Genomic DNA, 26,552 nt, shown 5'->3' on the forward strand with positions numbered 1-26,552 from the left:
ACGTTCCAGTCGAAGATTTTTTGTTCTTCGTTATGGATGCGCGGCTGCGCCTCAAGGATATGCATGGTCAGGATTTGTTGGTTGGGGGTAATAACCCAGCCTTTCCCTTCTTCAAAAAGGTCTTGAATGGCGGGGAAGAACATTTCTTGGGCGGTCATTGCATATTCGAGGCGGCGCGAATCGGATGCCAAAAGCATATAGTTTTGGCACCCATAGTAGTATTCACAGAAATATTTTAAAATTTGAACTGTAAATATAGGATTGTATGAGAAAACATATCCCGGTATGGGTGAGGAATACGCAGGGTGCTCATAGTTAGCAGGAACATGAACCCCAATCATATCAGTCTCACCCAAATCATACTTACCCCTGTAATCTTTCCCGTCAAAGAATGATCCATATACATGATTTATTACAGGCTCCATATAAACTCTCCTCCTCACATCGTACCAACAGAAATTTTAGCTCTTATAGAGCTCATATGCTCCACGTGTAATCGAATTACTTTTTGAGGTATTCGTCCCCGTATACAACCCCGTTCCTCCCCTTTCATTAGGATTATCTTCAAGAGCTACATAATCCCCTGTGTCGAGATGCACCGCAGTATCATAACCATGGCCATTCGAAATATTATTCCTAGTAGCATCAACATAAACATTCATATCATGAGGACCCAACACACCAGAAACGTTGGGGCTCTCAACAACATGTATTTCTTGAGCAGGATCTTTAATTTCTGCCTTATTTTGGGGAGCAAGAGAAGGGACTGGGTCCTGAGCATTAACAACTGAAACATAATTAAATTTATGCTGCAGATCCTCCCTCTGGCTTTCAAGATTCGCAACAGGCGAGCCATAAGTCACCACGCTGGAAACTTTATACTTACTATTAAATTCCTTATTGTTAGCCAAAGAGTATGCCACAGCACCACCCTGGGAGTGACCCACTAGAACAACTTGATCTACACCCATAACATCGGCTTGATGCATTGCATTTTCTACCATACGGTGATATGGGGAAAGTTCATCTATGGGTTTATCAGAAGTGTTTGCCCCTAGTCCCAAATTATTTCCAATAGACCCAAGCTCACCTTGCTTATCGCCAAAATCTGTTCCTGGAATATATACATACGCAATTTTCTCACCTGTATTTTTATTTTTATAAACATCAATCTGAACAGAAGAATAACCTTTATCTCCTTCAGATTTTTCCATCTCCTTAACATGAGGATTGTCGTTAACCGAATTCATACGCTGCGCCACCTCATAATCACTTTTGGGCGGAATCGGCGGGATATCGCCACTCTGGCCATATTGCCTATGGACATTTAGATCTTCAATTTTAGGGGAGAATGTGTCGTCCCATGCCTCCCTATTAGTAAAGTAAACGCCAGCTGAGCCAAATACGAGAGGACCAAAAAAGAAAAATCTTCCCAGATCTCTTAGTCCTGTTGCACCAGCAGCGTTAGCTTCACTTCTTTGCCTGAAGCCAGATGCTTGATGTTCTCTAAAATCTATCACCGACATCGGGCGCAAACCCCACGGGTCAGCTAGAGAAATAGGATTCCAGCCCACAAACGAATTTACATCAATGCCATGTACAATACCCGGCACCGAGCTCAAAGCATCGGTGGACACAAAACGGCGCACGCCAGCATCAGCTACACGGAAACCCATAAAATCAAGGCCAACAATATTGACTGAGGAAGCTGCCGGACCAGCACTAACCATGCCAAGGCCGGGAACAGTAGGAACAGTAACTACATCACTTTCCCACGGATTAGAAGACATAGACCAGCCCAAGCCATAGCCCAGTTCCTCCGCAGAAGAGATCTTCTCCAGCACAGAACCAGCACTCATTCCGCCCACACCCAGCACCATAGGTACAGATGAAACAGCGTCCCACATCAAAGGCATAGACGAACCGGAGACATCCACCGTAGTGCTAGGATGCACGGAGGCAAGCTCACCAGTCATGTCATGGTGCAGTGACCATTCTTCACCGCCCTGGCGAATAGCATTCACCTGCCCCATAACATCCCAGCCAAGGGTACGTTCACGGCGCTGTCCAGTCAGCTCGTCCGTGGTCACCTCACGGACGCGCTCACCGGCAGCGTTATAGAAATACTCAGTTCGAGAACGATTCTGGGCAGTACCACCTGCACCATACTGCACCTCAGAAACAGCGCTGAGCAGACCAATTGAATTATGGCTGAAGGCGCGTTCCAGCAGCAGGGCGTTATTTCCCTGCTCACAATTATGCTTATACAATGCCTCGGCGACCATCATGCCGTTTTCGTAGGTCCAGGTTCGCTCCTGAACACCATCCGATACAGAGATGAGAGCACCCGAAGCATCATAACGATACTTCATAGTGTGTGCCTCAGGCTTATTTTCTGCACCTTCAAGAGTGCAGACAGCAACCTGAGAAGAAGCGTTACGTTCCACATGAGCAACAAACGTACTTACAGGTGCACTACCAGTTCCCAACTCATGGGTACCGGTACGCTCTACCTTGTACTCCACGGGAACATGCTTAACAGGATCGAGTTCCCACACGGTATAAGTGTCATCTGTACACGCCGAAGTTAGGGCACCACACGGAGCATGGGTAAATTCCATCTCCCTGGTACGAGCAAAGACATCCTTAGACTGGGCGTGGCGCACTCGACCTGCGCCGTCACGTATCCAGCGAACTGAACCGTACGGGTTGCTACTCATTACCAGAACGCCATCAGCATCGTAGGTATAGTTCAGCGTGTACTCACCACGCTGCTTAAACGCTTGCAAGGCATGGAGAGTACGCTGGCTCGCGTCCGGGGCGCGAAGAATACCCGTGGTGTGATCAGCAATAGACACCGTACTTGAGATGCGCTTCATGTTCATATCACCATGGGGTACGCGAGTACGGCTCAGCAACCTGCCAGATGCAGAGTACTCATAGATATGCTCTGCCTTTGCATCATTTACCGAAACCTTCAACGTGCCCTGCTGAGAGCCACGTCCATTCATCAAGGAATATTCAAAAGTTCCCTGAAGTTCACCATCAACAGTGACCGAACGGAGCACACCCCCGCGAGCGTAATCATACTCAAACGAACGGATACGTTCGCCATCGTTCATCGTCAGAAGACGGCCTGCAGCATCGTAAGAGAAAGTACGTACGAGAGAGTCTGCCGCACTTTCAACCGTAAAACTTGTACCCGAACGTTCTTCACGCAGAAGACGTCCTGCCGCGTCCCATTCATAGCTCGTTACGATACCCGCAGGCGTAATCCAGCGCAGAGGACGTGCGAGCGCATCATACTCACAGCGGGAGGTACCACCCAAAGCGTCATCAACGCTCACAAGGCGACCTGCCGCATCGTATGAGAAAGAACGAGTACCTTCAACACTATCTTCAATACGTGCAATAAGTCCACGTGAAGTGTAGCTGTAGCAGGTGACCTTCTCCCCCGTATCTTCTTTAATGCGTCGGCCAGCAGCATCGTAGGTGTACTGTACAAGGCGCGACGGGGTAGCTGAAGTATCTGCAGAATCCCGAATGGTCTTCTCTAACAAACGACCTGCGAGATCGTACGTAAAGATAGTCTCCAGGTAACCCTCATCAGTATCGAGCTCGGTCGTTTTCTTGAGGGTTTTCTGGCTGGTACAACGGCCTGCCGCGTCATATTCAAAGAAAGTCTCTCGACCAGCTACACTGATGCTACGACTCATACGTCCCTGAGCATCGTACTCGAAGCTAATTGCCCCGCCATCGGCAGAGCTAATCTGAGCAATCTGACCGTGAGTGTTATATCCAGCCTGCGCAGAGCTATCAGATGAAGAGTTGAGAAGGATAGAGGCATCCGGCATGTTCAGCTTAGGAACGGGCACCCCAAAGAGAACCGCCATATCCTGACGGTTCTCAAACATCGTAATAACAGACGGAAGATGAGCAGCAGTAAGGGCGCTATCGCCTCGCGATACGTTATCGCGGGAACCCAAAATAGTGGGAACACGAAGTTCCGGCTGCACCAAGCTCCACGACGCCCAAGGACCCGCAGGACGCTCAGAAGGCTGCTTACCTGCTGAAGCAAGCCCCGCAAGAGAAGAGTTAGAGCGCAAAGATCCAGCGGGACCCAGACCCGGCACCATATTCATCAGAGAATTTGATGCAGAGACAACTCGTCCCAGGGCATCGGTTACAACGGCGTAGTTACCAGGCGCGCCCTCAACTCGCATTGAATACTCACCGTGAGAGCGCGAGTGGGTAATGCTCAAAGCTACACCAGTAGCGTCCACAATGCGGCTCAGGTCGCCAGTTAGAGAATATTCGTATTCGGTACGAGCCCCGCAGGGGTCAACGATAGCGACGAGCTGCGAGAGTTCGTCGTATTCATAATGGGTCTGGGCTCCTGTGGCATCAGTCATGGAGACAACGTTGCCCCAGGTGTCGCGTTCAACACTGGTTCGGTTACCCATAGGGTCAACCACAGCACTTAGGTGACCAGCTGAGTATTCAAAAGTAGTGATGTTACCTTCAGGGTCGGTCAGCGCTGTCAAGTGTTGCTCGGAGGTCGGCGTAGCATTCTGAGCTGCCTCTTCATAAGACAAACCCCAACGAGCACCTATAGCATCGGTCACTGCGCTGAGGCGCCCGCTCGCATCCCACTCAAAATACTGGGTATCTCCGAGAGGATTAGTTACTGAGCGCAGGTTGCCAGCAGCATCATACGAGTACTGCGTTTGCGCACCACTAGAGTCCGTGGAGCTCAGAAGCTGTCCACAGTCATTGTAGGTAAAGTGCTGTTTGGATCCTGATTCATCAGTGACGGCGGTGCAATGACCGGCGTTGTCCCATTCAAGATAAGTTGTATTGCCTCCGTTACGGGTAATAGTCAGGGGGTTAGGGTCCAGCGGATTCTGGGAGTAGGTATAGCGTGTTTCAGCAAGGATGCCTGCACGCCGATCCTTATTCATAATTCGGTGGGCAAGCATACGGTCGTACTCATCCCACGTATAACGGTGGACCGCACCTTCCGGAGTATTCTCCGAGACAAGGCGAGCACGTTCATCATAGCTACGATGCGTCACAGATCCGTCACGCTCGCAGATATAGGTACGGTAACCGTAGGAGTTGTATCGCATGGACTGGCGGCTTCCGTCACCAGCCACGAGGGAAACAAGCTGACCGTGTTCATTCGAACGCCAAATATTAGCGTGCTCACCGGTTTCGGAATCTTCAATCACGGTCATCAGACCGTGCTCATAGCGGTAGCTAATATTTCGACCATGCTCGGTCTTCTGGGCTACGATGCGACCGTCAGCGTCATAGCTATTCTCAACCTCGCAATATCCCGTTTCATTCCAGACACGGTGGATAAGGTTATCCTCCGTCTGTTCATAACGGCGGGTACCATCAGGTCGCTGAACTTCACAAAGTACGCCAGCAGAATTGTAAATATAGCGCGCATCGTTCAGCTGGCTTTCGACCTGTCCTGATGAATGTTTTTCAAAGGAACCTTCATTGAAGTTATTCAGAGACGCAGCAGATACAAAACCCTGGGCGTCATAGCTGACAACAATGCCCTGCGCGCTAAGAGGCTGAATCAAAGCGATCGGTCGCTGAACTACGAATTCCCCATCGGCATTAGCCTTTGGGCCACGGTTATAAAGAGCAACTACAACTGAGCTGGGGTGCCCCTCCATGAAAGCAACCAATTCACCCGAAGGCGCGTACAAATAACGGCTACCAGAATGGTTAGTAACTGACCAGTAGTAGGTGGGTTCAGGCGATTCTGCTACTTCAAAAGATTTCGGCAGTAGATGATGGGCGGACTTGACCGCTTTATTCACAGCAGAGTACAGGGCGTGACAAAGCACCTCTTGTCCTTCGGTATTTTCTTCGAAGGGCGCAGAGGCTGAATTCACATTATGTGTAGGTGCCGCGTCTAGAGCCGACTCGGTTACCTTCTCCAACCAGTAAGGAGCATTGGGAGTCCGGGCATACCCGCTAGCCGAGTTCATATCACGTTCAAAGACGAGTTCACGACCGTCGGCAGTGTGCCATGAGATGCTGTCAGAGTTTTGCTCAAGCCGGCTATCCAGCATGCTTGACCAGCCCTTACCAAAAGCGCCACGAGGGGTATTCGGGAGGGCAGCGAGAACACTGTTGTAGGTGCGCTCAAGACGCAACACAGGGTTTACACGAGAGCGAAGGTCAACTTCGCTTTCAATGAAGTTACCGGTTGCAACGTTGACGGGGTCATTTGCGTAGCCAGATGAGATATTTACACCGGTAATACTCATTCCAGGAACCTGCAGTAGGTGATGCATGGGAATATCATCATGCATCAGCTCATTCAGAAGGTTCATATCGAGGCTAAATTGAGCCTTTGCCCCAGGTCCTGAAAGATCTGCATGATGCTTCGCTGATGCATTGGTTAGGTTGCCATGAGTCGCAACATCAAGCATCACCTGAGCAACTTTTCCTAGCCAGGTAGCATCTTCATGCACATCTTCAATCCAGGTGTGCAACGCAGCAATCAAAGAATCAGCGTTAAAAGTTCCCCATGAAGTATTCGAACGGAACTGAGCATAGGTGGACGCTACGCGAAGCTGCACCTGGTCAAGTTCAGCATTCATAGAAAGAGTGACCTGACGATGCTGATACGCATTGTGCGGAATGATAGAAACCGTAGATCCATCAGAAGCAAGCGCAATCTGGGTATTCAAATGCTGAGTACCCTGTGCAGAAGAGTTTGCCTCGGCAAACTGTCCGAGAGCGCTTTGAGAAACTCCCGAAGAAACTGAGTTACCCTGAGCACCAGTGAAGGGGTCAGCTACAGGTCGTGGAGTGTAGACCTCAAAATGCGGGGGACTGGATGGTATAGGACGAGGAGGGATCTCCAGTTTGTAGTCAGAATTACTCTTATAGTTATATTGATACCAAGGAGTGGTCTGCCTCTCATGGATTGCATGTTGCTTACGCCTTTTGAGTTCCTCCCATTCAGTAATCTCTCGACGAATACGCTCTTCCTCCCGGGCAGCTTTGATATAAGTCTCCATATTACGAGCTGCGTTGCTAAAGCATTCCTTAAACTCGCGCAACAGCGCAAATGACGAAGCAAGCTTTGCCCTATACACTCGTGCATAGCCACCGGTGAACCCCTCCAGAGCGAGCTGAGCGGCACCACAAGTACCGTCGGCGCCATAGCGGGCAGGGAGCTGATGCTCGATTACTTGAGTTAGATGCGTCAAATGTGTTTTGAGAGCCTCGGCGCTCTCAAAATCAAAAGGAATAGCTTCAGTATTAGCGTGGACATAACCCATTGTGTATTTACTTCCGGAAGTTGATGTGACAGTGAACGAGCATCCTCGTTCACATTCGTTGCATGTGTGTCCTCACTCGGTGACAGTGAGAATCACACACCTTTCAAGGTAACACACGCACACTCTGCACACGAACTCAGCAGGACGGATTCCACCTCCCCTAGCCAGCCGCGAAGAGCCCCCCTGAAAAGTGCAGCAAGAAACCCCCACCAGCACAGTACCGAAAGTACTGCCCGGCGGGGGTATCTAGAGTAGCTACAGCTGCCCGAATCCTCGCGGGTAGATCGGCTCGTAGGTGTTGCGGTTGCTGTAGCCGTCACGGTCAACCACAATCACCCACTGCCCGCGCAGATGCTCCACAGCCAACGAGAAACGCCCCAGGTACCTCAAATATTTGTGAATATCCTGCTTCTCCCCCGTCTCCTGAACATAAAACGCGAGGTTCGTAGCCTTATTCGTGTACAGGGTGCTCACCAGGATATTTCGGCTCGTATTTTTAGGTTTCTCACCCGCAATAAGATCATCAACAACGTTGGCGCTCAGCACGTTCTTGTCAGCCGAAATAACCCATCCGCGCTTCTCCCTGTACAGGCGAAGAATTTCGGGGTGCAGCACCTTTTCCGGGTCCGTGACCTTAGAAAGAGGCTCCGTATCGCCCGTGTGGTAGAAGTAATTCATCGACGCGAAGTAGTACGCCAAGAACGCGTACAGGCCAGCGCGGTCGTAGTTATCCATTCCGGGCTGTTGAATAGGGTACGGCACGTTCTGCGCCGCCTGCGCCTCGGTGGCAGGAATGAAGCGACCCTTACGCTCAAACGCCGTGTAAACCAACGGCCCGGAAGAGGTCCCCAAGGTACGGAGCTCATCGTACTTTTCCGTGGGTTCCAGGCGCACAAATTCCTGGTCACGCTTCTTATCGGCTTGAGACTCCGAACCCGTCCCGTTGAGCAGTTTAGTACCCCAACCAAAAGCCACCGCAACGAGGGCGGCACCAGCGAACACGCCAGCTCGTATAAACTTGGCGCGAGTAATCACAGACCTCATGAGCGCTCGTTGCTCGTTATATCCAGATCGGTTATATCCGGGTCCGCCAAAGTTATTCGTCATGCTTCTCTCCCCTCCTCTAGCTCAGGCTATTTTCTGGAATGAATTGGACGGGCCTCCACTCATTCGTGAATTGTGTGCGTAGAGTCCCGTGGATTGCGCCGTCACGGATCAGGCCGCGCGTATCAAAATCAGTGATGGGGTACACCTGGTTCGTGTCTTTGCGGTACACCTGAACTTCGGGAAGGATATCGAACCGCACGTTCCATTCCACAATTTTTAGCGTCTCGTCGATGAGGCGCGGCTGCCCCTCCAGCAGGTTCATGGTCAGAATCTGGGGGTTAGGAGTAATGACCCAGCCTTTACCTTCTTCGTAGAGGTCCTGAATGGCGGGGAAGAACATTTCTTCGCTGATATTGTCAATCTTCAGAACTGCCGGTTCCGAGGCGAGAATCATGTAGTTTTGGCAGGCGTAGTAGTAGCCCAGGTAGGGGCGCAGGTTCCTCGCCGCATAGTGCCTCGGCGTGTACCTCACGCCCGGGGCGGGTGCCGAGTAGGCGGGGTGGTCCCGGTTTGCGGGTGTGTAGGGCCCGATTACGCAGTCGGCTACATACGGGTATGTTCCGGTGTAGTCTTTTTCGTCAAAGAGCGCTTGAGCGTTGACGGTCATTCTTTCCCTCCTTGGATTCGATGTTCACGAGTTGCCGTTTTGATAAGCTACCGAGGTGGTTCTGGGCTGCTCGGGGCGGCTGGGCTCAGCACCTAGGCTTCTTTGCCCGCCTGTATTCGCTTGTCTGTATTTGCTTGCCTGTGGAGGTGCGTGCGCTCCTCGCCTCGCTCCCCGCGGCAACCGTATGGGTACCGCCCGGTGATCGCCGGGAACCTCTACATTTCCAGTCTATTAGAGGCACCTCTAACCCTCCCCAGCACAAGCCGCACACCCAGGGAATCCACAGCATATAGCCAGGAAACAGCCCCGTCCCTGCCCGTGCAGGATTATCCGGGCATGAGTGGGCATGCAGAAACCCCCGCCGGAACGGTACCGAAATACCGCCCCAGCAGGGGTTCCTTACACTAAAACCGTGTACTAAATCTGTGCATCCAGATTAGGCGCCCAGTGCCTCCAGGCCGGGCAGGGTCTTACCCTCAATGTACTCGAGGGAAGCGCCACCACCGGTGGAGATGTGGCCGAACTGCTCATCCTTGAAGCCCAGGTTACGGACTGCAGAAGCAGAGTCGCCACCACCAATGATGGAGAATGCGTCAGAGTCGACGATAGCCTGTGCCACCGCGCGGGTACCCTCAGCGAAGGGAGCAATCTCGAACACGCCAACGGGGCCGTTCCAGAAGATGGTCTTTGCGCCCTTGATCTTCTCAGCGAAAATCTCGCGGGTCTTGGGGCCAATGTCCAGACCCTCAGCCTCTGCGCCCAGCTTGCCGCCGGTCAGATCCTCAATGGGGCGGATCTCGGTGTTAGCGTCAGCGGAGAATGCATCAGACCAAACAACGTCAACTGCGGTAATGATCTCGGTACCCTTCTCGGGAGCTTCCTTCAGGTAGCGCAGAACGTTCTCGACCTGGTCCTTCTCCAGCAGAGACTGGCCGACCTCGTAGCCCTGTGCGTATGCGAAGGTGTAGCCCATGCCGCCACCAATGAGGATGGTGTCAGCCTTGCCAATCAGGTTGTCAATCACGGCGAGCTTATCGGAAACCTTAGCGCCACCCATGACCACAACGAAGGGACGCTCGGGGTCGTTCAGGGTCTTAGCCAGAACGTCAACTTCCTTCTTCACCAGGTCACCCAGGTATGCGGGCAGACGCTTAGCAACGTCGTAGACGGAAGCGTGCTTGCGGTGAACCGCACCGAATGCGTCGTTCACGTATGCGCCGTTCTCGCCGGTCAGTGCGACCAGCTCGTCAGCGAATTCGCCGCGCTCTGCGTCATCCTTGGAGGTTTCGCGTGCGTCGTAGCGGACGTTCTCAACAACCAGAACTTCGCCGTCAGCCAGGGCTGCTGCCTTAGCCTTTGCATCCTCGCCTACCAGGTCGGTTGCAACCTTCACGGGCACGGATGCCAGCTCAGCCAGGCGAGCAGCTGCCGGTGCGATGGAGTACTGGGGGTCGACCTTGCCCTTGGGACGGCCCAGGTGTGCGGTCACGATAACGCGCGCGCCAGCCTTGGCAAGCTTCTCAATGACGGGAAGGGATGCGCGGACGCGGCCATCGTCGGTGACAACGCCGTCCTTCAGGGGTACGTTCAGGTCGGAACGGACGAGAACGTGGCGGCCTGCGACGCCTTCTTCGAGCAGTTCGGACAGTGCCTTAGCCATAGGAATTCCTCCTGGATAGGTGGGTTTATATACCGTTTCCATCATACCGAATACTAGGGTGTTTGACAGCCTAAAAAATAGCTTTTACATGGTGTTTTTCCGCAGAATATCGCGGATATTCGCACTCTCTATCAGCTATTTTCTTACGGTATTTTTGACTCAAAAAGGGCGACGGAAAATAGTATGTTTATACATTTTGGGGTTTTATTAAGACCCTTTACACAGAGCCTTGGTACAGCAAACCCCGACTCCCCCGCTTGATGCGGTGGTGCCGGGGTTCACTATGCGTTAGTTACGCGGGGTGACGCTTACACTCGGTGAGCATCGTAAGCCTATTGGGGCTTAGAGGGATGCCACAACCTTGTTGGTGAACATCACGAGGCGCGAAACGTAGCCGTACTCGTTGTCGTACCAAGCGATAACCTTCACCTGATCGCCGATGACCTTGGTCAGCGGTGCGTCGAAGACGGTGGAGATGGACTCACCCTCGATGTCCTTGGAGACGATGGGGTCCTCGTTGTACTTGATGATGCCCTTCATGGGGCCCTCAGCTGCTGCCTTGACTGCTGCGTTGACTTCCTCAACGGTGACCTCGCGCTCAGCGGTGAAGGTCAGGTCGGTGATGGAGCCGGTGATGGTGGGAACGCGGACTGCGAAGCCGTCCAGCTTACCCTTCAGCTCGGGCAGAACCAGGCCAACAGCTGCTGCTGCACCGGTGGAGGTGGGGACCATGTTCACAGCTGCTGCGCGTGCACGGCGCAGGTCGCGGTGGGGAGCATCCTGCAGACGCTGGTCAGCGGTGTATGCGTGGATGGTGGTCATCAGACCCTGCTTGATGCCGAATGCGTCGTTCAGAACCTTAGCCATCGGAGCGAGGCAGTTGGTGGTGCAGGATGCGTTGGAGACGATGTGGTGGTTAGCTGCATCGTACTGGTCGTCATTCACGCCCATGACGAAGGTGCCGTCGATGTTCTTACCGGGAGCGGAGAGGATAACCTTCTTAGCGCCAGCCTCGATGTGTGCCTTTGCCTTGGTGCCGTCGGTGAAGAAACCGGTGGACTCGAGGACTACGTCAACGCCCAGGTCCTTCCAGGGGAGGTTCTGGGGGTCACGCTCAGCGAGGATCTTGATTTCCTTGCCGTCAACAACCAGTGCGCCTTCCTTGACCTCAACCTCTGCGTTGAAGCGACCCATGATGGAGTCGTACTTGAGCAGGTGTGCCAGGGTCTCAACATCGGTGAGGTCGTTGATTGCGACGATTTCGAAGCCGACGCCCTCGGTCTGAGCTGCGCGGAAGAAGGTGCGGCCGATGCGGCCGAAGCCGTTGATTGCTACGCGTACGGTCACTGGAGTATCTCCTTGTCAGTGCGTTGGTGGCGGTGTACGAATCCGATGCCTTGTAGGCTCTGGTTTGTCGGATTCGTCCGTGCTCTATGTTGCCCGGTGTGTTCCGCCGTTGTTGGTAATAATCCTACCCTAGTTTGTGTGTGTTTTGGTGTGTTCTATCAAGAAATTTTTGTGAGTTGCGCCATAAAAATCGGCAAAAACCCGTTGTTTTCTGTTGTTTTACGTTGTGTTCGCCCCTAGAAAATGTTGCGATACGGTCACGGCAACATAAACACACACGAAACACACATTTGCTAAAAACCGCGCCATATCAAGGCAAAATATGAGGGTAAAAAATACCCTTTCACCTGCGAATGGGTTTCAATGACACCCAATACGCTCGCACACGGTGCAAATTCTCACCCAAAAACAGACGACCCCAAAGTAAGACACACCACAGCCTTAAAGAGGGCTAAATACGCTCCAGGCACACAGTTTTCGTGTCGCCCGCGGCGCATCATACGAAAACACCGCACAAGAACACCGCACGAGTGCACTCGCAGACACACAACACGGGGTCAGCATGGGCACATCGGAAGGCGGCTAGTGCACGATCCTAATAAACGACCAGCGCCACAGCACCCAAACCCGAATGAGCCGACAGCACCGGCGGTAGCGCGCTCATCAAAAACTCCGGCGCCGAAGAAGCGGCGGCATCATGAACTAGGGAGCTCTCCCCCAGCATCTGCTGAACCTGCTCATACAGCTGCACCGCCTGCGCCGCGTTGCCCACATGATGTACCGCAACCACCTCACCGCGCGGGGTTGCGGCAAGCGAAGAACTAGCGGGGTCGGCGGCAACAGAGCTTACGGAGGCAGAGTTGAGCGCCGCCGCATGCCGATGCTCGCGACAGGCCTGCACCGTCACCTCCACCAAGCGCTCCAGGGCGCGCGACGCCGTGCGGGGGCGCTCCACATACGCCAGCTTACCTTCGGTAATCGTGCCAATCGGCTTAATCTGGAACATCTGACCCACCATCGCCAACGCCGGGGAAACACGGCCACCGCGGCGCAACGCATCCAGGGTCGGGATATAGAAGTAGAGCGTGGACTGCTCGCAGACGGACTGAATGTAGTCCACCAGCTGCGCGGGACTCGGACATTCAACACTCGCGCCTGCGGATGCAGAGTTCAGCACCTCCAAGGCACGCACCACCGCATGACCGTATGCACCCGCGACCGTGCGGCTATCCACCACGCTCACACCCGTAGAACCCAGGCGACTCAGGCGGGCACCGGTGCGTGCCGCCTCCACCGTGCCCGAGAGCTCACCGGACAGATGCACCGACACCACATGCGTAAAACCTCGCGACGCCAGCTCGTCATACACATCAGCAAACACGCCCGGCGCGGGCCCGGAAGTGCTCACCGTCTGACCCATCACGTGCGCAAGCATAATCGCTTCATCCACCTCGGCGGCGGTCAAATCCTGCAGCTGACGGTCCGGCTCACCGGGCGTGCGAATGGTCACCGGCATCGGAACCAGCATAAAATTGCCGCGAGCGCTCAGGCACTGCACGAGCTCCGGGTCGAGGGCGGCGGCGCTATCGGTCACCACGGCAATGCGGTTCTCTGCTTTGTTCTCTCGCTCCATATTCCGGCCCTTCTTCCGGTTCGTCAGTGCGTGATTCGATGACGAACCCTCTCCTAGCGTTCCCTGAACATTATGGCACTCATCACTACCGCAGTACAGCAAAGCCCCGCCGCGCCTCCGGGTTCGTTCCATAAAACGAACCGAAGCCACAGCGGGGCTTGTGCTTTATCTAAGAAGCTTAGTTAGCTACAAAGCTTAGATTACGATGTTCACGAGCTTAGGCGCACGCACAATCACCTTGCGGATCTCGGCGTCACCAATCGAACGCTGAACAGTAGCATCCGCCAGAGCCAGCTCCTGAAGCTCCTGCTCAGAAATATCCTTTGCAACCTCCAGGCGAGCCTTGACCTTGCCCTTAATCTGCACGATAGCGGTGACGGTGTCATCCACCAGCAGAGCCGGGTCAACCTCGGGGAAGCCCGCGGTCAGAACCGGGGTGTCGTGGCCGAGAGCGTGCCACATGTCCTCAGCGGTGTAGGGTGCGTACAGAGACAGCAGAATCGCGATAGTCTCAGCAGCCTTACGGACAGCCGGGTCAGCCGCACCAGCACCGGAGTCAATAGCCTTACGGGTAGCGTTCACAAGCTCCATGGTCTTAGCAACAACCACGTTGAACTTGCCATTATCCAGCAGGCCCTGAACCTCGTGCACGGTGCGAGCAATCAGCTTCTGCAGCTCCAGGTCACCGGTGGTTGCGTCAACGCCGGGTTCGCTGGTGACGTCCTGAGCCACACGCCATGCGCGAGCCAGGAACTTCTGCGAACCGGACGGGGAAACATCCGCCCAGTCCACGTCATCCTCGGGCGGGGACGCGAAAATCATGGTGGTGCGGATAGCGTCCACACCGAACTTGTCGAGCTGCTCGCCCAGGTTCACGCCGTTACCCAGCGACTTGGACATTGCCTTGCCGCCGTTGAGCACCTGGCCCTGGTTCATGAGCGCCTTGAAGGGCTCATCGTGCTGAATCAGACCCAGGTCGCGAACAACCTTGGTGAAGAAGCGCGCGTACAGCAGGTGCAGAATTGCGTGCTCCACGCCACCCACGTACATGTCGACGGCACCCCACTCGCGCATGGCCTGCGGGTCGAAGGGAGCCTGGTCGTCATGCGGGGAAACGTAACGCAGGAAGTACCAGGAGGAGTCCACGAAGGTGTCCATGGTGTCCGAGTCACGGCGAGCCTGCTTGCCGCACTTCGGGCAGGGCACGATAGCCCAGTCATCGGCGGCGGCCAGGGGCGACTGGCCCTTGGGAGCCAGCTGCTCACCACGCAGGTTATCGGGCAGCAGAACCGGCAGCTGATTCTCGGGAACGAGCACCTCGCCGCAGTCCTCGCAGTGAATCACGGGGATGGGGGTACCCCAGAAGCGCTGGCGGGAGAGCAGCCAGTCGCGCAGGCGGTAGATAACCTTGCCCTCACCAGTGCCGGCGGCCTCCACCAGCTCGATGGCCTTGGCAATCGCCTCGGCCTTGGGCAGGCCGGTCAGCTCGCCGGAGTTCACGAGCACGCCGTCACCGGCGGTAGCAACACCGCTGGTGGCCGGATCCTCGGCGCCCTCAACGTCCAGGACCTTCACAACGGGCAGGTCAAACTTGAGTGCGAAGTCCAGGTCGCGCTGGTCGTGCGCGGGCACGGCCATAATCGCACCGGTACCGTAGTCGGCCAGCACGTAGTCGGAGGCCCACACGGGCAGCTTCGCGCCGGTCAGCGGGTTGATCGCGTAGCGGCCGGTGAACACGCCGGTCTTCTCACGCTCGGAGGACTGGCGATCGATATCGCTCAGTGCCTTAATGTCTTCGCGGTACTGCTCCAGGGCGGCCTTCTGCTCGGGTGCCACGATCTGCTCGGCGAACGCCGCATCCGCAGCAACCACGATGAAGGTTGCGCCGTACAGGGTGTCCGGGCGGGTGGTGAACACAGTGAAGGACTCAGCAGCCTGATCCTCGGTCGCCTCAATCTCGAAGCGCACCTCAGCGCCCTCGGAGCGACCAATCCAGTTGCGCTGCATGAGCAGAACACGGTCGGGCCACTTGCCCTCCAGCTGCTCCATGTCGTCCAGCAGCTGCTGTGCGTAATCAGTGATCTTGAAGTACCACTGGTTCAGCGACTTCTTCGTCACGGTAGTACCGCAACGCTCACACGCACCGTTGACAACCTGCTCGTTCGCGAGCACGGTCTGGTCCTTGGGGCACCAGTTGACCATGGAGTCCTTACGGTACGCCAGGCCCTTCTTGTAGAACTGCTCGAACAGCCACTGAGTCCACTTGTAGTACTCCGGGTCCGAGGTGTGCAGGCGGCGGCTCCAGTCAGCGGCAATAGCGTAACGCTTGAAGGACTCAGCCTGAGTGTCAATGTTCTTGTACGTCCACTCCTTGGGGTGAGTGTCGTTCTTAATGGCTGCGTTCTCAGCGGGCAGGCCGAAGGAGTCCCAGCCAATCGGGTGCAGAACATCGTAGCCGCACTGCTTGAAGTAGCGGGCGTTCATGTCACCAATAGCGAATGCCTCCGCGTGACCCATGTGAAGGTCACCGGAGGGGTACGGGAACATATCCAGCACATACTTGCGGCCCTTGGGGGCGTCACCGGTGGGCTGGAAAACCTTCGTTTCGTCCCAGTAGGGGCGCCACTTGGCTTCCATAGCGCGGAAGTCGTACGCATTTTCGTTGCGTTCGGTCTCTACCTGAGCAGACACAGCGATTCCTTAAATAAAGACAGGTTGATAAAAACTTAACCCTCCAAGTGTAACGCGAAACCCGCACCGCGCCAGAGTTGAAGCCGCCTCGACTACCAAATGGACGGCACCGCCCACCCGACCACCTGCGCGATCACCGATGCGGCAGGCGGGTTTCAGAGCCCTTTCAGGCTTCTCCCCTAGAATTAAGAACGGGACTTTGCCGTCCCAGTACCCAACCCGCGAAAGGTACCCATGACCTCCACCGTAACCCCGGACTCCCCCAACACCTCGATTCTTGAGGGTGTGCCCGGCCCGCTCATTCCCGGCACCCGCCACGACGCCCTCATTGGTGAGGGCGCGCAGGCGGTTATGACCCGCTACTGGCAGTACGGCAAAGGCATGAACGACGGAGTCTTTCCCGAAGGCTCCTACCCTGTGCTGCTCGTGCACGGCTTCCGCGGCGACCACCACGGCCTGGAAATCATCGCGAACTACCTGCTGAAGCTCATCCCGAACGTCAGCATCATCAGCCCCGACCTGCCCGGCTTTGGCCGCTCTGCAGACTTGCCCGAAGGCACTCAGGGCAAAGACGCTCAGGGCGCAGACAACATCAACGCGTACGTGGCGTGGCTGAACGACTTTGTGAAGCACACTAACCCCACCCGCGAGGATGCACAGCCCCTACCGCTGCACCTGGTCGGCCACTCCTTCGGCTCCATCGTCACCAGCGCCTTCGCCGCCGCACACCCCAACTCGCTCGCGCTCCTCTCGTTCATCAACCCGATTAGCGAACCCGCCCTCGAAGGCAGCCAGCGCGTCGCCTCGCGCCTCGCCTCCCTCTACTACCGCGCCGGCGCGGCACTACCCGAAAAAATTGGCTACCCGCTCCTGCGCTCGCAGCTGATTACCCGCGCCTCCAGCGAAGTCATGATGCGCACCAAAGACAAGGCAATGCGCCGCTTCATCAACGGCCAGCACGCCGCCTACTTCGGATCCTTCGGCTCCCGCCGCGGAGTGCTCAGCGCCTACGAGGCGTCCATTACGCACACCGCCGCCGAATACGCCGCAGCCATCCGGGTACCGGTGCAGATGCTCGTCGCCGAAGACGACGACCTGGGCACCCCCGAAACAGCGCGCGCCATGTACGCGACGCTGACCTCCCGCGACCTGTCCACTTCCTCGTCCGGCGCCCGCGAGCGCCTGGACATGATCCCCGAAGTCGGGCACCTTATCCACTACGAAACCCCTCGCCTCGCCGCGGAACTCATCGCCGATTTCGCTGCCGGCCATTCAGGGAACGAGAAGTAAGGAACCAACATGAAACTCATGGTTGACGCCCGATACACCCGTATCGGCTTCCACGACGGCATCAGCCGCTACACCGCCTCCCTACTGGGCGCGCTCAAAACCCTCATCGACACCGGTGACGAGGCCGCCGCCGACCTCGACCTGACCATGATTATTAGCGATGAGCGTCAGCTGGACATGCTGCCCGACCTGCCGCACGTGAAGATTTGCTCGCCCACCGGCCCGCTCGAACCGACCGCCTCGCTGCAGCTGAATAAGTATGCGCCGGACGTGGTGTTCTCCCCCATGCAGACCATCGGCTCCACCGGACGCAAGTTCAAGCTGATTCTCACCCTGCACGACCTGATCTACTACTCGCACCCGACCCCGCCGGGGTTCCTGCCCGCACCGGTGCGCGTGGGTTGGCGACTCTTCCACAAGACCTACACCCCGCAGCGTTTCCTGCTCAATCACGGCGACGCGGTCGTGACGGTTTCTGAGTCGACCGCCTCACTGATACGTGAGCACGAGCTGACCACCAAGCCGCTGTTCGTGGTGCCCAACGCCCCGCAGCCCGGCAGCGTCGTCTCCCGCCAGACCGCGCTGGAACGTGCTACCACCCGCGAAGAGCAGCCCGTCAAGCACCTGGTGTACATGGGTTCGTTCATGCCGTACAAGAACGTAGAAACCCTGCTGCTGGCGATGCGTTCCCTGCCGGATTACCGCCTGCATCTGCTGTCGAAGATGCCGCCGCAGCGCCTGGTGCAGCTCACCGACGAGCGCCTCATCGGTGAGAACGTGGAGGTGCATAACGGCGTGAGCGATGAGGAGTACCAGCAGCTGCTCCGCCAGGCGCACGCCCTGGTGACCGCCTCCCGCGAGGAGGGTTACGGACTGCCCGTGGTTGAGGCTCAGGCTGCCGGTTGCCCCGCGGTGATTAGTGACATCCCGATTTTCCGTGAGATTGCGCCGCACGCCGTGTTCGCGCCGGTTGACGGTGCCCCGGAGGCGCATGCCGCCGACTGGGTGAAGGCAATTCGTTCCCTGGAGGACACCGCCGTTCGCGAGCGCGTCATCATTGATGGACTCTCGGATGTGCGCCGCTACTCCTGGCGTGACTCTGCACTCAAGCTGCTGGAGGTCGTGCGCGGGCTCTAAAGCCTGCGTTGGGCAAAGAAATGCCGCCGCACTCCCCCGAAGCTCGGGAGGGTGCGGCGGCATTCTCGTATTCAATTCATGCGCGCCGGGTAGCGTATGCGGCTTGCCGCAACCATTTACAGTGGCGGTTCGCTACACACTTCCTCCGCGCCGACGCAGGGAACCCGCCCTCGCAGAGCTCGGGCACCCTGAGGGCGCATCCGGAAGGTGCAGCCTCACCGCATCACACCGAAGCAGAAATCCTTAGACCGCAGCAAAGCTACCGGTACGAGCCGCTTCCTTCGCAGCCAGCTCATCCGCATGACCGTACGCGTAGAAAATCTTCGCGTCATCCAGCTCAGCAAATCGAGCCAGGTAGCGGCACACCGCGCCACGCTGAGCCTTCGTCATCGAGGACAGCAGAACAGGGTCCGGGTGAGTAATGCCGTTGTCGCGGCTCGGTGCCGAACTACCGAACTCGGGCTCGTAATCAGAGGTGATATTGGTGAAACTCATCGGTGAGTACCTTTCCTTAGGGCGTTTCTTAGGGCAGCGCCGCAACAATGCAGACGCTACCGGAGGCAACACCGCGAAAAGAACCTACGGAGATCATCGGAAGTCTCTTCGCAGTAGTGGTTGTGATACCTCTAAACTACCCAAGAGCTAATCAATGTTCAAGAACCATCAGGGAACGCCCCCATAGTGGACACGTTCCCGGTTGTCAGGAAGAAATCAGGGGCATCATAGCGGCATGGGACCGCCGAGTCTCCAACCGAACTGAAACCTGCCCGAAAGCCAGCGTGAAAGCCAGCCCGAAAAGCAGAAATGCTGCCGCACCCACAAAGAGTGCAGCAGCATTTCCAAAGCTAATTATGCAGGCTACGCCATAGTTGCGTAGAGACCGCGCTCGGCATCCTTACGAGCCAGCTCGTAAGCGTGACCGTACGCGTAGAAAATCTTTGCGTCATCCAGCTCAGCGAAGCGCGCCAAGTAGCGGTAAACAGCTCCTCGTTCTGCGCTGGTCATGTCGGAAAGCAACACGGGGTCCGGGTGCATGACGCCGTAATTGTGTACAGAAGCAGACCCGCCGCATGCAGGTTCGTATGCGGGGGCGATCATAGTCTGAGTCACCAGTATTCATCTTTCGTTGGTGCGCACGGTTGTGAAGCGTGCGCGAAGTTGAGTGATAGATACTGCCAATACCACCTCGACAAGCGCCGAAATAGTATCCGCAGTGCTGAATATATTACCGTGGATACGGAGACTACGCCAATTAGAATCAGCCAAACCCCAGCAAATCTTAGGTGCACACGAATGCATAAAAATTCTGGGGTGCCCTTCCAACGGCACCACCTAAGCGCCCTAAACTACAGCGCTCTGCCCTGCTTTACTCTCCTGCTTTTTCTCCCCTGCGGGGTTATGTTCCTCTGCATCCTCAGCGTCTTCATCCTCACCGTCAAGACCCAGAAGAGCCGTCACCATCGGCAAAGGATTGAACTCGCTCAGCTGACCCGTGCGGTCCACCTTGCGCATCATGAACGCACGCTGCAAACGCCGCTGAGTCCACGGCGAAAGCACCATCATCAGCAGCGCCTCCACCACAAAAATGCCGACCAGAATCCACAGCAGCAGATCCGAAGAACCCGCCTGCTCACGCAGCTGCTGAGCATCCGCCACCAGACGGTCAAAACCCTCCGAATGTAGGTGCGACGTATCAAGTCCCGTCAACGCGGACAGGCTCACCGGCGACGCCACATTCAGTAGCACCGACAGCATCAGCAGAAGCACCGCATACAGCCCGTAATGCATGGTGCGCATCCACTTCTTCACGCGCGCAAAACCGCGGTTCAGTTCCGCACCAATATCGGTGAAAGCCGCCGCTTTCTGCGCCTGCTCACCCGCCGGCATCATGTGCGGCACCAGACGGTGCGCAAGCATCAACGGCACCGGCGAGCACGCATCAAAATACTGCATGTGACTATTCACCGACGGGCCCGGCAGGGTCACAAAGCTGACGTCTACATCGGCGGGCTGAGTAATATTCGACCTACCAATACTGTCACCACGAGCGGAAATCTCGCACCGGTCAGCCACATCAAGATCCTGCAGCATCGGCGCGTAGGCGCGCACATACAGGTGGCAGGCGCTACGCACCGACATCATGAGCACCAGAATCAGCGCGCCCCAAAACGCCACGGAGGCGGCGGTCAGCTCAGGGACCGCGCCCTCAACACGCAACTGAGCCAGCAGCAGCATGAACACCGCGTACAGCATGAAAACGCCGTGCACGAAGAGCAACGGAATCAGCCATTTCACGTAGGCGCGTGTGCCGTACGGGTTGACCAGGCGCGCATCCGCCAGACGCACATCAGCCGGACTCTTTGCGGAGGGAGTTTCGGAGGCGCTGTCCCGGGCACTCTTGCGGCCAATACGCGCCCTACCCTTGAAGGTACCCGGCACGCTCACAACCAGCGGCACCACACTCAACGCCAGGGGTACCAGCATCGCATAGTGCAGTAGCGAACGGTACGGGCCAAACAGCAGGGACGCCTCCACCAGCCAGGAGAACGCCGCGACCGCGCTCACCCACAGCAGCATGGCGCGGTTACGGTAACCGCCCGCAGCATCCAGGTGCCCCGGAATGTCGTTGCGGTCACTAGCGATAATGCTAATCGGGACCACGCCACTACCCAGGCCGTAGAAGAAACGAATCGGCTTCTTACCCGCCGCCGCACGACGACGCAGAAGCTCATAGCTCAAATAGCCGCCCTGCGAATGGGCAATAATACCCACCGCGTCGCTACGGGAACTCAAATCGTCCAGCTGACGATCCAGACGCGCATAAATACGCTCCAAATCGCGCGAGTCCGGGCTGGTCGCCGTCTGAATCAGCTGAGTCGAAATAGCCTTCATCAGCTCCCACAGTTCGCGGGCACGACGAGCCAAAACCCAGCCCACAATACCCAGGCCGAGCGCCGCCGCCAGACCCGTAAATGCACCCTGTGGAGTGCCCAGGGACGCCACAAAAGCATCGCGGAACGTCATGAGCGCCATAGCCGCCAGCACCAGCCACAGCGCTACGTTCACAAACCGCGCCGTAGAACGCAACAGGTGCCCGGCACGCTCACGCCAGGTCGCGCCGGGGCGCTCATAGTAGAAGCAGAACATCAAAAACAGCGGCAAAACCGACGCCAACCAGGGCAAATGCTCCTTCAACGGGCGGTAATGTCTGGGCCGCCAGAAGCCCTCCTGAAAAAGGAGGCTGCGGCGAGTGACCGTGCGAACCGGGCGCGGCTTCGGCTGAGGCAGGTGCGGAAGCTCAAGGTTCGGCAGCTCGATATTCGGGAAATCGATGTTCGGGAGCTCTACCTTGGGAAGCTCAATTTTCGGCAGCTCAATCTTAGGGAGCTCCACTTTAGGCAGTTCCACCTTGGGTAACTCCACTTTGGGCAGCTCTACCTTGGGCAGCTCTACCTTCGGAAGTTCAACTTTCGGCAGACTGATTCTTGTAGATTCTTTGGGCTCGGAGGCTTCGGCGAGTTCTTCCTGCGCGGAGTTCTCCTCAATCTGCGGGCTTTCCTCAACCGGGTCGGCTGGGTACTCCGTGCGCTCAATCGTCAACGAATACGTCAACTCGCTGTGGTGGCTCAGCGGGTTCATCTCAGCGGCAGGCGGGAGGGTATCACCGTCAGGAATCACCTCAACACGAACCCGCGCAGAAGCCTCCGCGGCGGAGTTCTCTTCGGAGAGCGCGACAGAATCTGTGTTCAGCGCCAGCAGAGTCTGCACACTATGCGCCACAGGCTTGCCAAAATACGCGAGCGTCTCGCCGTGATTCTGGTAGCCGATACCGTGAACCAGCAGACCGCCGCATCGTGATGCTGGCCCTTACGGTGCAGGGCGCTCTTCGGATGCGCAGAAGCATACTCAGCCAGCCGCCGTTGCTCACCATCAGGCAGCGCACTACCCTTCAGCAGATGAGGCACCTTCGACATGCCTCTCACCTCCTCGCCTCTGCGCACAGCGCGCCCGCAAACCCGCGTGCTCAACGCCCAACCCGGGGCAAAAACCGCCCCTCACTAGAACACTACAGCACGACTAGAAAATCACAGCACATCCAGGCCGTCACAGCGAATCTGAACCGGGCGCTCCCCCACGTTCTTCTTCAACGCCGCAATCGTTGCACGCGTAGCACGCAACTCACGGGTCACCTGCTGAGCAATGCCGTACGAGAAGAACATCAGGGTACGCCAATCGCCCTGAACCGGCGCCTCCTCAGAATCCTCTTCAAGAGACTCCGACCAGGCAAAATACCCCTGATCCAGAGGAACCGGCCCCACAATACGCAGCTGCTCACGCACCCGCTCCGGCAGCGCAGAAGAACCCAAGAACTCCTCCATGAAGGCGCGAACATCCGCCTCCGCACCGGTCACCGCAGCCGTACGAACCGCCGGAGGCAGACCCGTCTGAGCGCGCTCCTCCAGCTCCTGGCGAGCAAACCACGCAGGATCCCAACGCACCAGTGCCTGCTCCACCGGCGACGGCGAAGCAGTCGTCACCACCGTACCCTCAAGAGCCGCAGGACGGACCAACGCCGCCGCGTTCAACCAGCGACGCAACGCCGCCTCCGGAGCACGCAACGAATCAAAACGAAGCATCTTATCGGCATCCAGAAGAAGCGCCGCTGCATAGCCGCCAAAAGCCACCGGCTCAGCACCCGGAGTCGCCACCACCAACGCAGGCTCAGGACCAACCGACGCCCGCACATGGTCACCCGCCGAAGAAATCACCGGAACATTCGGGAACGCACGACCCAACTCCTCAGCAGTACGAGTCGCACCCGCCGCCGAATAACGCCAATGCGTAAAACCGCACTCAGAACAACGCCACTGCTGCGCCAAATGGCCGCACCACGAACACGACGGAACCGACGAACCCGAAGCCACCGACAAAGGTCCGCTACACTCGCCACAACGCGCCGGCATGCGGCAACGCTCACACGAAAACGACGGAATATAACCGCTACGCGCCACCTGCACCAACACGGGACCACGCGCCAACGCCCGACGAGCATGCTCAAACGCCAGGTGAGGAATACGCGCCATCGCCGCCAACGGGTCACGCGCCAACTCAAACTCCGAACCCGTCGAAAAAATACGCGGCGAATAATCACGCACCAACGCACGCGGCGCACGCACATGAGATGCCCAACGGGTACGCACCAGACGCGCCGCCTCACTACTCATACTGAACCCGGCAAACAGCGCCGCAGTATTCTCAGCAGAAGCACGCAGAAGCAACACATCGCGGGCATGACAATACGGGGCGCGCTGCTCCACCAGCGAAGAATCGCCGTCATCCCAGCACACCACCAGGCCCAGGTTCGCCACCGGCGCGTAGGCCGCCGCGCGGGTACCAATCACCACCGGCACCTGCCCCAAACGCACCTTCACAAACCCGTGATAGCGAGTATGCGGAGTCGAATCAGAACTCAAACGCACAAACGAGTCAGCGGGCAGACGCTCGGCGAGCGCCGCCTCCAGAAGATCCAGGTTCTTAACGGTCGGAACCACCGCAATAGCACCGCGACCACTCGCGGCAGCCGTAGCGAGAGCAGTCGCCAAAACATCCGCCCACGTGTGCTCCAGGTGGCCGGGAAGAACCGTCATCACGGCGCGAGTTGCGGCACCGGCGGCGACATCCTCAATGAACTCCGCACCGTTCTCGTAATCGGAGAAGACGGAGGCGGCATCCGGCGCATCCGGGTTCAGCGCCGGCGGATCCAGCACGAAGGGCGCGGGCGCGCCGGGAGTGGCAAGCCAGGCGTACGGGTCGGTTTCGCTAGAGGCCGCGGAGGTGGCAGCCGGCTCAGAATCCGCGGGCTCAGAGGCTTCATGCTCGGGAGCTACGTTCTCAGGTTCTACATTCTCCGGAGCAGACTCACCCGCATGCGAAGAAACACCCAAATAATCCGACTCATAACCCGGCAGAAGGGGCGCGTACTTCTTATCCAGCGCGGCAATGCGCGGCGGCACCGCCAGGCGCAGCACGTTCGCCACCGTGGAGGCGTAACGGTCAGCAAGCGCCTCGGCAAGCGCAAAAATTTCGGGCGCAACAGAAGGCACACGCGACAGCACCGACTTGAGCGGCAGCAGCGAAGTGCGCGTCCAATCAGTCGTGGCGGCGCGCTCCTCAATGTAACCGGTCAGCTCGTGGCCGTTGAACAGCACGCGCACGCGGGCGCCGGGCACCGCATCCTCACTCAGCTCGGCGGGCACGCGGTAATCAAACGTGCGGTCCACCTGCGGCAGAGTACTATCCACACGCACACGCGCCACAGGGTTCGGCACGCCGCTCGCCTCCAACTCGGCGGCAACGTTCACCGGCTCCGGGGCAGCCGGAATCAGGGCATCACGAAGAGCAGGAAATCCCTGCAACAGGTCAAGCTGTTGCAGGGATTCCTGCTGAGCACCCAACGGTGCCGAAGAGTTCGATTCAGAACTGCTCTGAGTCACCCGAATCAGCGTGCTCCTCTACCCTGACAGATATTAGGAGGAGGACACTGCCGAACGCAGTGCATCCACGCGGTTCAGGCGCTCCCAGGTGAATTCCGGCTCGGTACGACCGAAGTGGCCGTGAGCTGCGGTCTTCTTGTAAATCGGGCGGCGCAGATCCAGTTCGTTAATGATTGCCAGCGGGCGCAGGTCGAAGACCTCATGCACAGCCTTCTCAATCTTGATCGGGTCAACCTTCTCGGTGCCGAAGGTTTCAACGTACAGACCGACCGGCGCTGCCTGGCCGATAGCGTACGCAACCTGAACCTCGGCGCGGTCGGCAAGACCGGCACCCACAATGTTCTTCGCAACCCAACGCATTGCGTACGCTGCGGAACGGTCCACCTTCGACGGGTCCTTACCGGAGAACGCGCCACCACCGTGACGAGCCGAACCGCCGTAGGTGTCCACAATAATCTTGCGGCCGGTCAGGCCCGCGTCACCCACGGGGCCACCCTGAACGAAGCGGCCAGCGGGGTTCACAATGAACTTAGCGTTGGAAGAATCCAGCTCGACGCTGCCCAGAACCGGCGCGATAACGTGCTTCTCAATGTCTGCACGCAGGTCAGCCAGGTCGTAGCTTGCGGTGTGCTGGCTCGAGACAACGACGGTGTCCACGGAGACAGGCACGTTGTTCGAATCGTAGCCGAGGGTCACCTGAGTCTTGCCGTCGGGGCGCAGCTCGGTCAGCAGGCCGTCCTTACGGACCTTGGTCAGACGCTCAGAGAGGCGGTGCGCCAGCCAAATCGGGGCGGGCATCAGCACGTTCGTCTCGTTCGAAGCGTAACCGAACATGATGCCCTGGTCGCCCGCACCCTGGCGGTCGTACTCGTCAGCAGCAATACCCTGACGAACCTCGAGGGACTCGTACACGCCGGCGTTAATGTCCGGGGACTGCTCGCCAATGGAGACAGACACGCCGCAGAACTCGCCGTCGAAGCCGCGGGTAGAGGAATCGTAGCCGATACCCAGAATGGTCTCGCGCACGATGGAGGGGATTTCGACGTAGCTGGAGGTGGTTACCTCACCAGCAACATGCACCTGCCCGGTGGTTACCATGGTCTCCACAGCAACGTTCGCTGCGGGATCCTGGGCGATGATGCCGTCAAGGATGGCGTCAGAAATCTGGTCACAAATCTTATCGGGGTGGCCTTCAGTCACCGACTCGCTGGTGAATAGGCGCAGATGGTTATTACTCACGGTTTCCACTCTACTGGTTGAGGGCGCGCGAAGA

The 26,552-nt window shown here is 57.2% G+C and carries 15 protein-coding genes; 2 read left to right on the plus strand and 13 right to left on the minus strand.

Features of this window, described 5'->3' with window-relative positions; all coding sequences use genetic code 11:
- The 8 genes from HMPREF2710_RS06420 to leuS all read right to left on the minus strand — a co-directional run.
- On the minus strand, positions 1-425 hold a 425-nt coding region (locus HMPREF2710_RS06420), incomplete at its 3' end, for a DUF6318 family protein (protein ID WP_070600498.1).
- A gap of 36 nt (positions 426-461) precedes the next feature.
- On the minus strand, positions 462-7,313 hold the full coding sequence (locus HMPREF2710_RS09270; protein ID WP_083303503.1) for a DUF6531 domain-containing protein: 6,852 nt from the start codon (positions 7,311-7,313) through the stop codon (positions 462-464).
- Positions 7,314-7,568: 255 nt separating this feature from the next.
- Positions 7,569-8,357, minus strand: coding sequence for a DUF6318 family protein (locus tag HMPREF2710_RS06445; RefSeq protein ID WP_246824539.1), 789 nt, complete (start codon positions 8,355-8,357; stop codon positions 7,569-7,571).
- A 79-nt stretch (positions 8,358-8,436) separates the two neighbouring features.
- Positions 8,437-9,027 carry a DUF6318 family protein gene (locus HMPREF2710_RS06450; protein ID WP_070600199.1) on the minus strand — a complete coding sequence of 197 codons (591 nt, stop codon included), beginning with the start codon at positions 9,025-9,027 and terminating at the stop codon, positions 8,437-8,439.
- 436 nt (positions 9,028-9,463) lie between these two features.
- Positions 9,464-10,687, minus strand: a complete 1,224-nt coding sequence (gene pgk, locus HMPREF2710_RS06455) for a phosphoglycerate kinase (RefSeq protein WP_044150479.1) — start codon at positions 10,685-10,687, stop codon at positions 9,464-9,466.
- Between the two features lie 342 nt (positions 10,688-11,029).
- Entirely contained in the window at positions 11,030-12,034 is a 1,005-nt protein-coding gene (gap, locus tag HMPREF2710_RS06460) for a type I glyceraldehyde-3-phosphate dehydrogenase (protein ID WP_012903599.1), read from the minus strand.
- A 595-nt stretch (positions 12,035-12,629) separates the two neighbouring features.
- Positions 12,630-13,667 (minus strand): DegV family protein, encoded by a 1,038-nt coding sequence (locus HMPREF2710_RS06465; RefSeq protein WP_049360766.1) that lies wholly within the window; start codon positions 13,665-13,667, stop codon positions 12,630-12,632.
- A 195-nt stretch (positions 13,668-13,862) separates the two neighbouring features.
- Positions 13,863-16,358 (minus strand): leucine--tRNA ligase, encoded by a 2,496-nt coding sequence (gene leuS / locus HMPREF2710_RS06470; RefSeq protein WP_070600201.1) that lies wholly within the window; start codon positions 16,356-16,358, stop codon positions 13,863-13,865.
- Positions 16,359-16,592: 234 nt separating this feature from the next.
- Here leuS and HMPREF2710_RS06475 point away from each other — a divergent pair, with 234 nt between their 5' ends.
- Together HMPREF2710_RS06475 and HMPREF2710_RS06480 are read left to right on the plus strand one after the other, a co-directional pair.
- Positions 16,593-17,648, plus strand: coding sequence for an alpha/beta fold hydrolase (locus HMPREF2710_RS06475; protein WP_070600203.1), 1,056 nt, complete (start codon positions 16,593-16,595; stop codon positions 17,646-17,648).
- 9 nt (positions 17,649-17,657) lie between these two features.
- Positions 17,658-18,785: a glycosyltransferase family 4 protein gene (locus tag HMPREF2710_RS06480; RefSeq protein WP_005506156.1), complete on the plus strand. Its 1,128-nt coding sequence runs from the start codon at positions 17,658-17,660 to the stop codon at positions 18,783-18,785.
- Positions 18,786-19,028: 243 nt separating this feature from the next.
- Here HMPREF2710_RS06480 and HMPREF2710_RS06485 read toward each other — a convergent pair whose 3' ends face one another.
- The 5 genes from HMPREF2710_RS06485 to metK all read right to left on the minus strand — a co-directional run bounded on the left by HMPREF2710_RS06485 (position 19,029) and on the right by metK (position 26,518).
- Positions 19,029-19,280 carry a DNA mismatch repair protein gene (locus tag HMPREF2710_RS06485; protein ID WP_070600205.1) on the minus strand — a complete coding sequence of 84 codons (252 nt, stop codon included), beginning with the start codon at positions 19,278-19,280 and terminating at the stop codon, positions 19,029-19,031.
- Positions 19,281-19,643: 363 nt separating this feature from the next.
- Positions 19,644-19,895, minus strand: a complete 252-nt coding sequence (locus HMPREF2710_RS06490; RefSeq protein ID WP_049327135.1) for a hypothetical protein — start codon at positions 19,893-19,895, stop codon at positions 19,644-19,646.
- Between the two features lie 231 nt (positions 19,896-20,126).
- Positions 20,127-22,553 carry a lipase family protein gene (locus tag HMPREF2710_RS06495; RefSeq protein ID WP_246824540.1) on the minus strand — a complete coding sequence of 809 codons (2,427 nt, stop codon included), beginning with the start codon at positions 22,551-22,553 and terminating at the stop codon, positions 20,127-20,129.
- A gap of 317 nt (positions 22,554-22,870) precedes the next feature.
- The gene (locus HMPREF2710_RS06500) at positions 22,871-25,279 is read right to left on the minus strand and encodes a primosomal protein N' family DNA-binding protein (RefSeq protein WP_070600207.1); all 2,409 of its coding nucleotides are present in this window, start codon (positions 25,277-25,279) and stop codon (positions 22,871-22,873) included.
- A gap of 33 nt (positions 25,280-25,312) precedes the next feature.
- Positions 25,313-26,518: a methionine adenosyltransferase gene (metK, locus tag HMPREF2710_RS06505; protein WP_049353130.1), complete on the minus strand. Its 1,206-nt coding sequence runs from the start codon at positions 26,516-26,518 to the stop codon at positions 25,313-25,315.
- Between the last annotated feature and the right edge of the window lie 34 nt (positions 26,519-26,552).

The organism is Rothia sp. HMSC069D01 (genome assembly GCF_001810135.1).
Lineage (GTDB): Bacteria > Actinomycetota > Actinomycetes > Actinomycetales > Micrococcaceae > Rothia.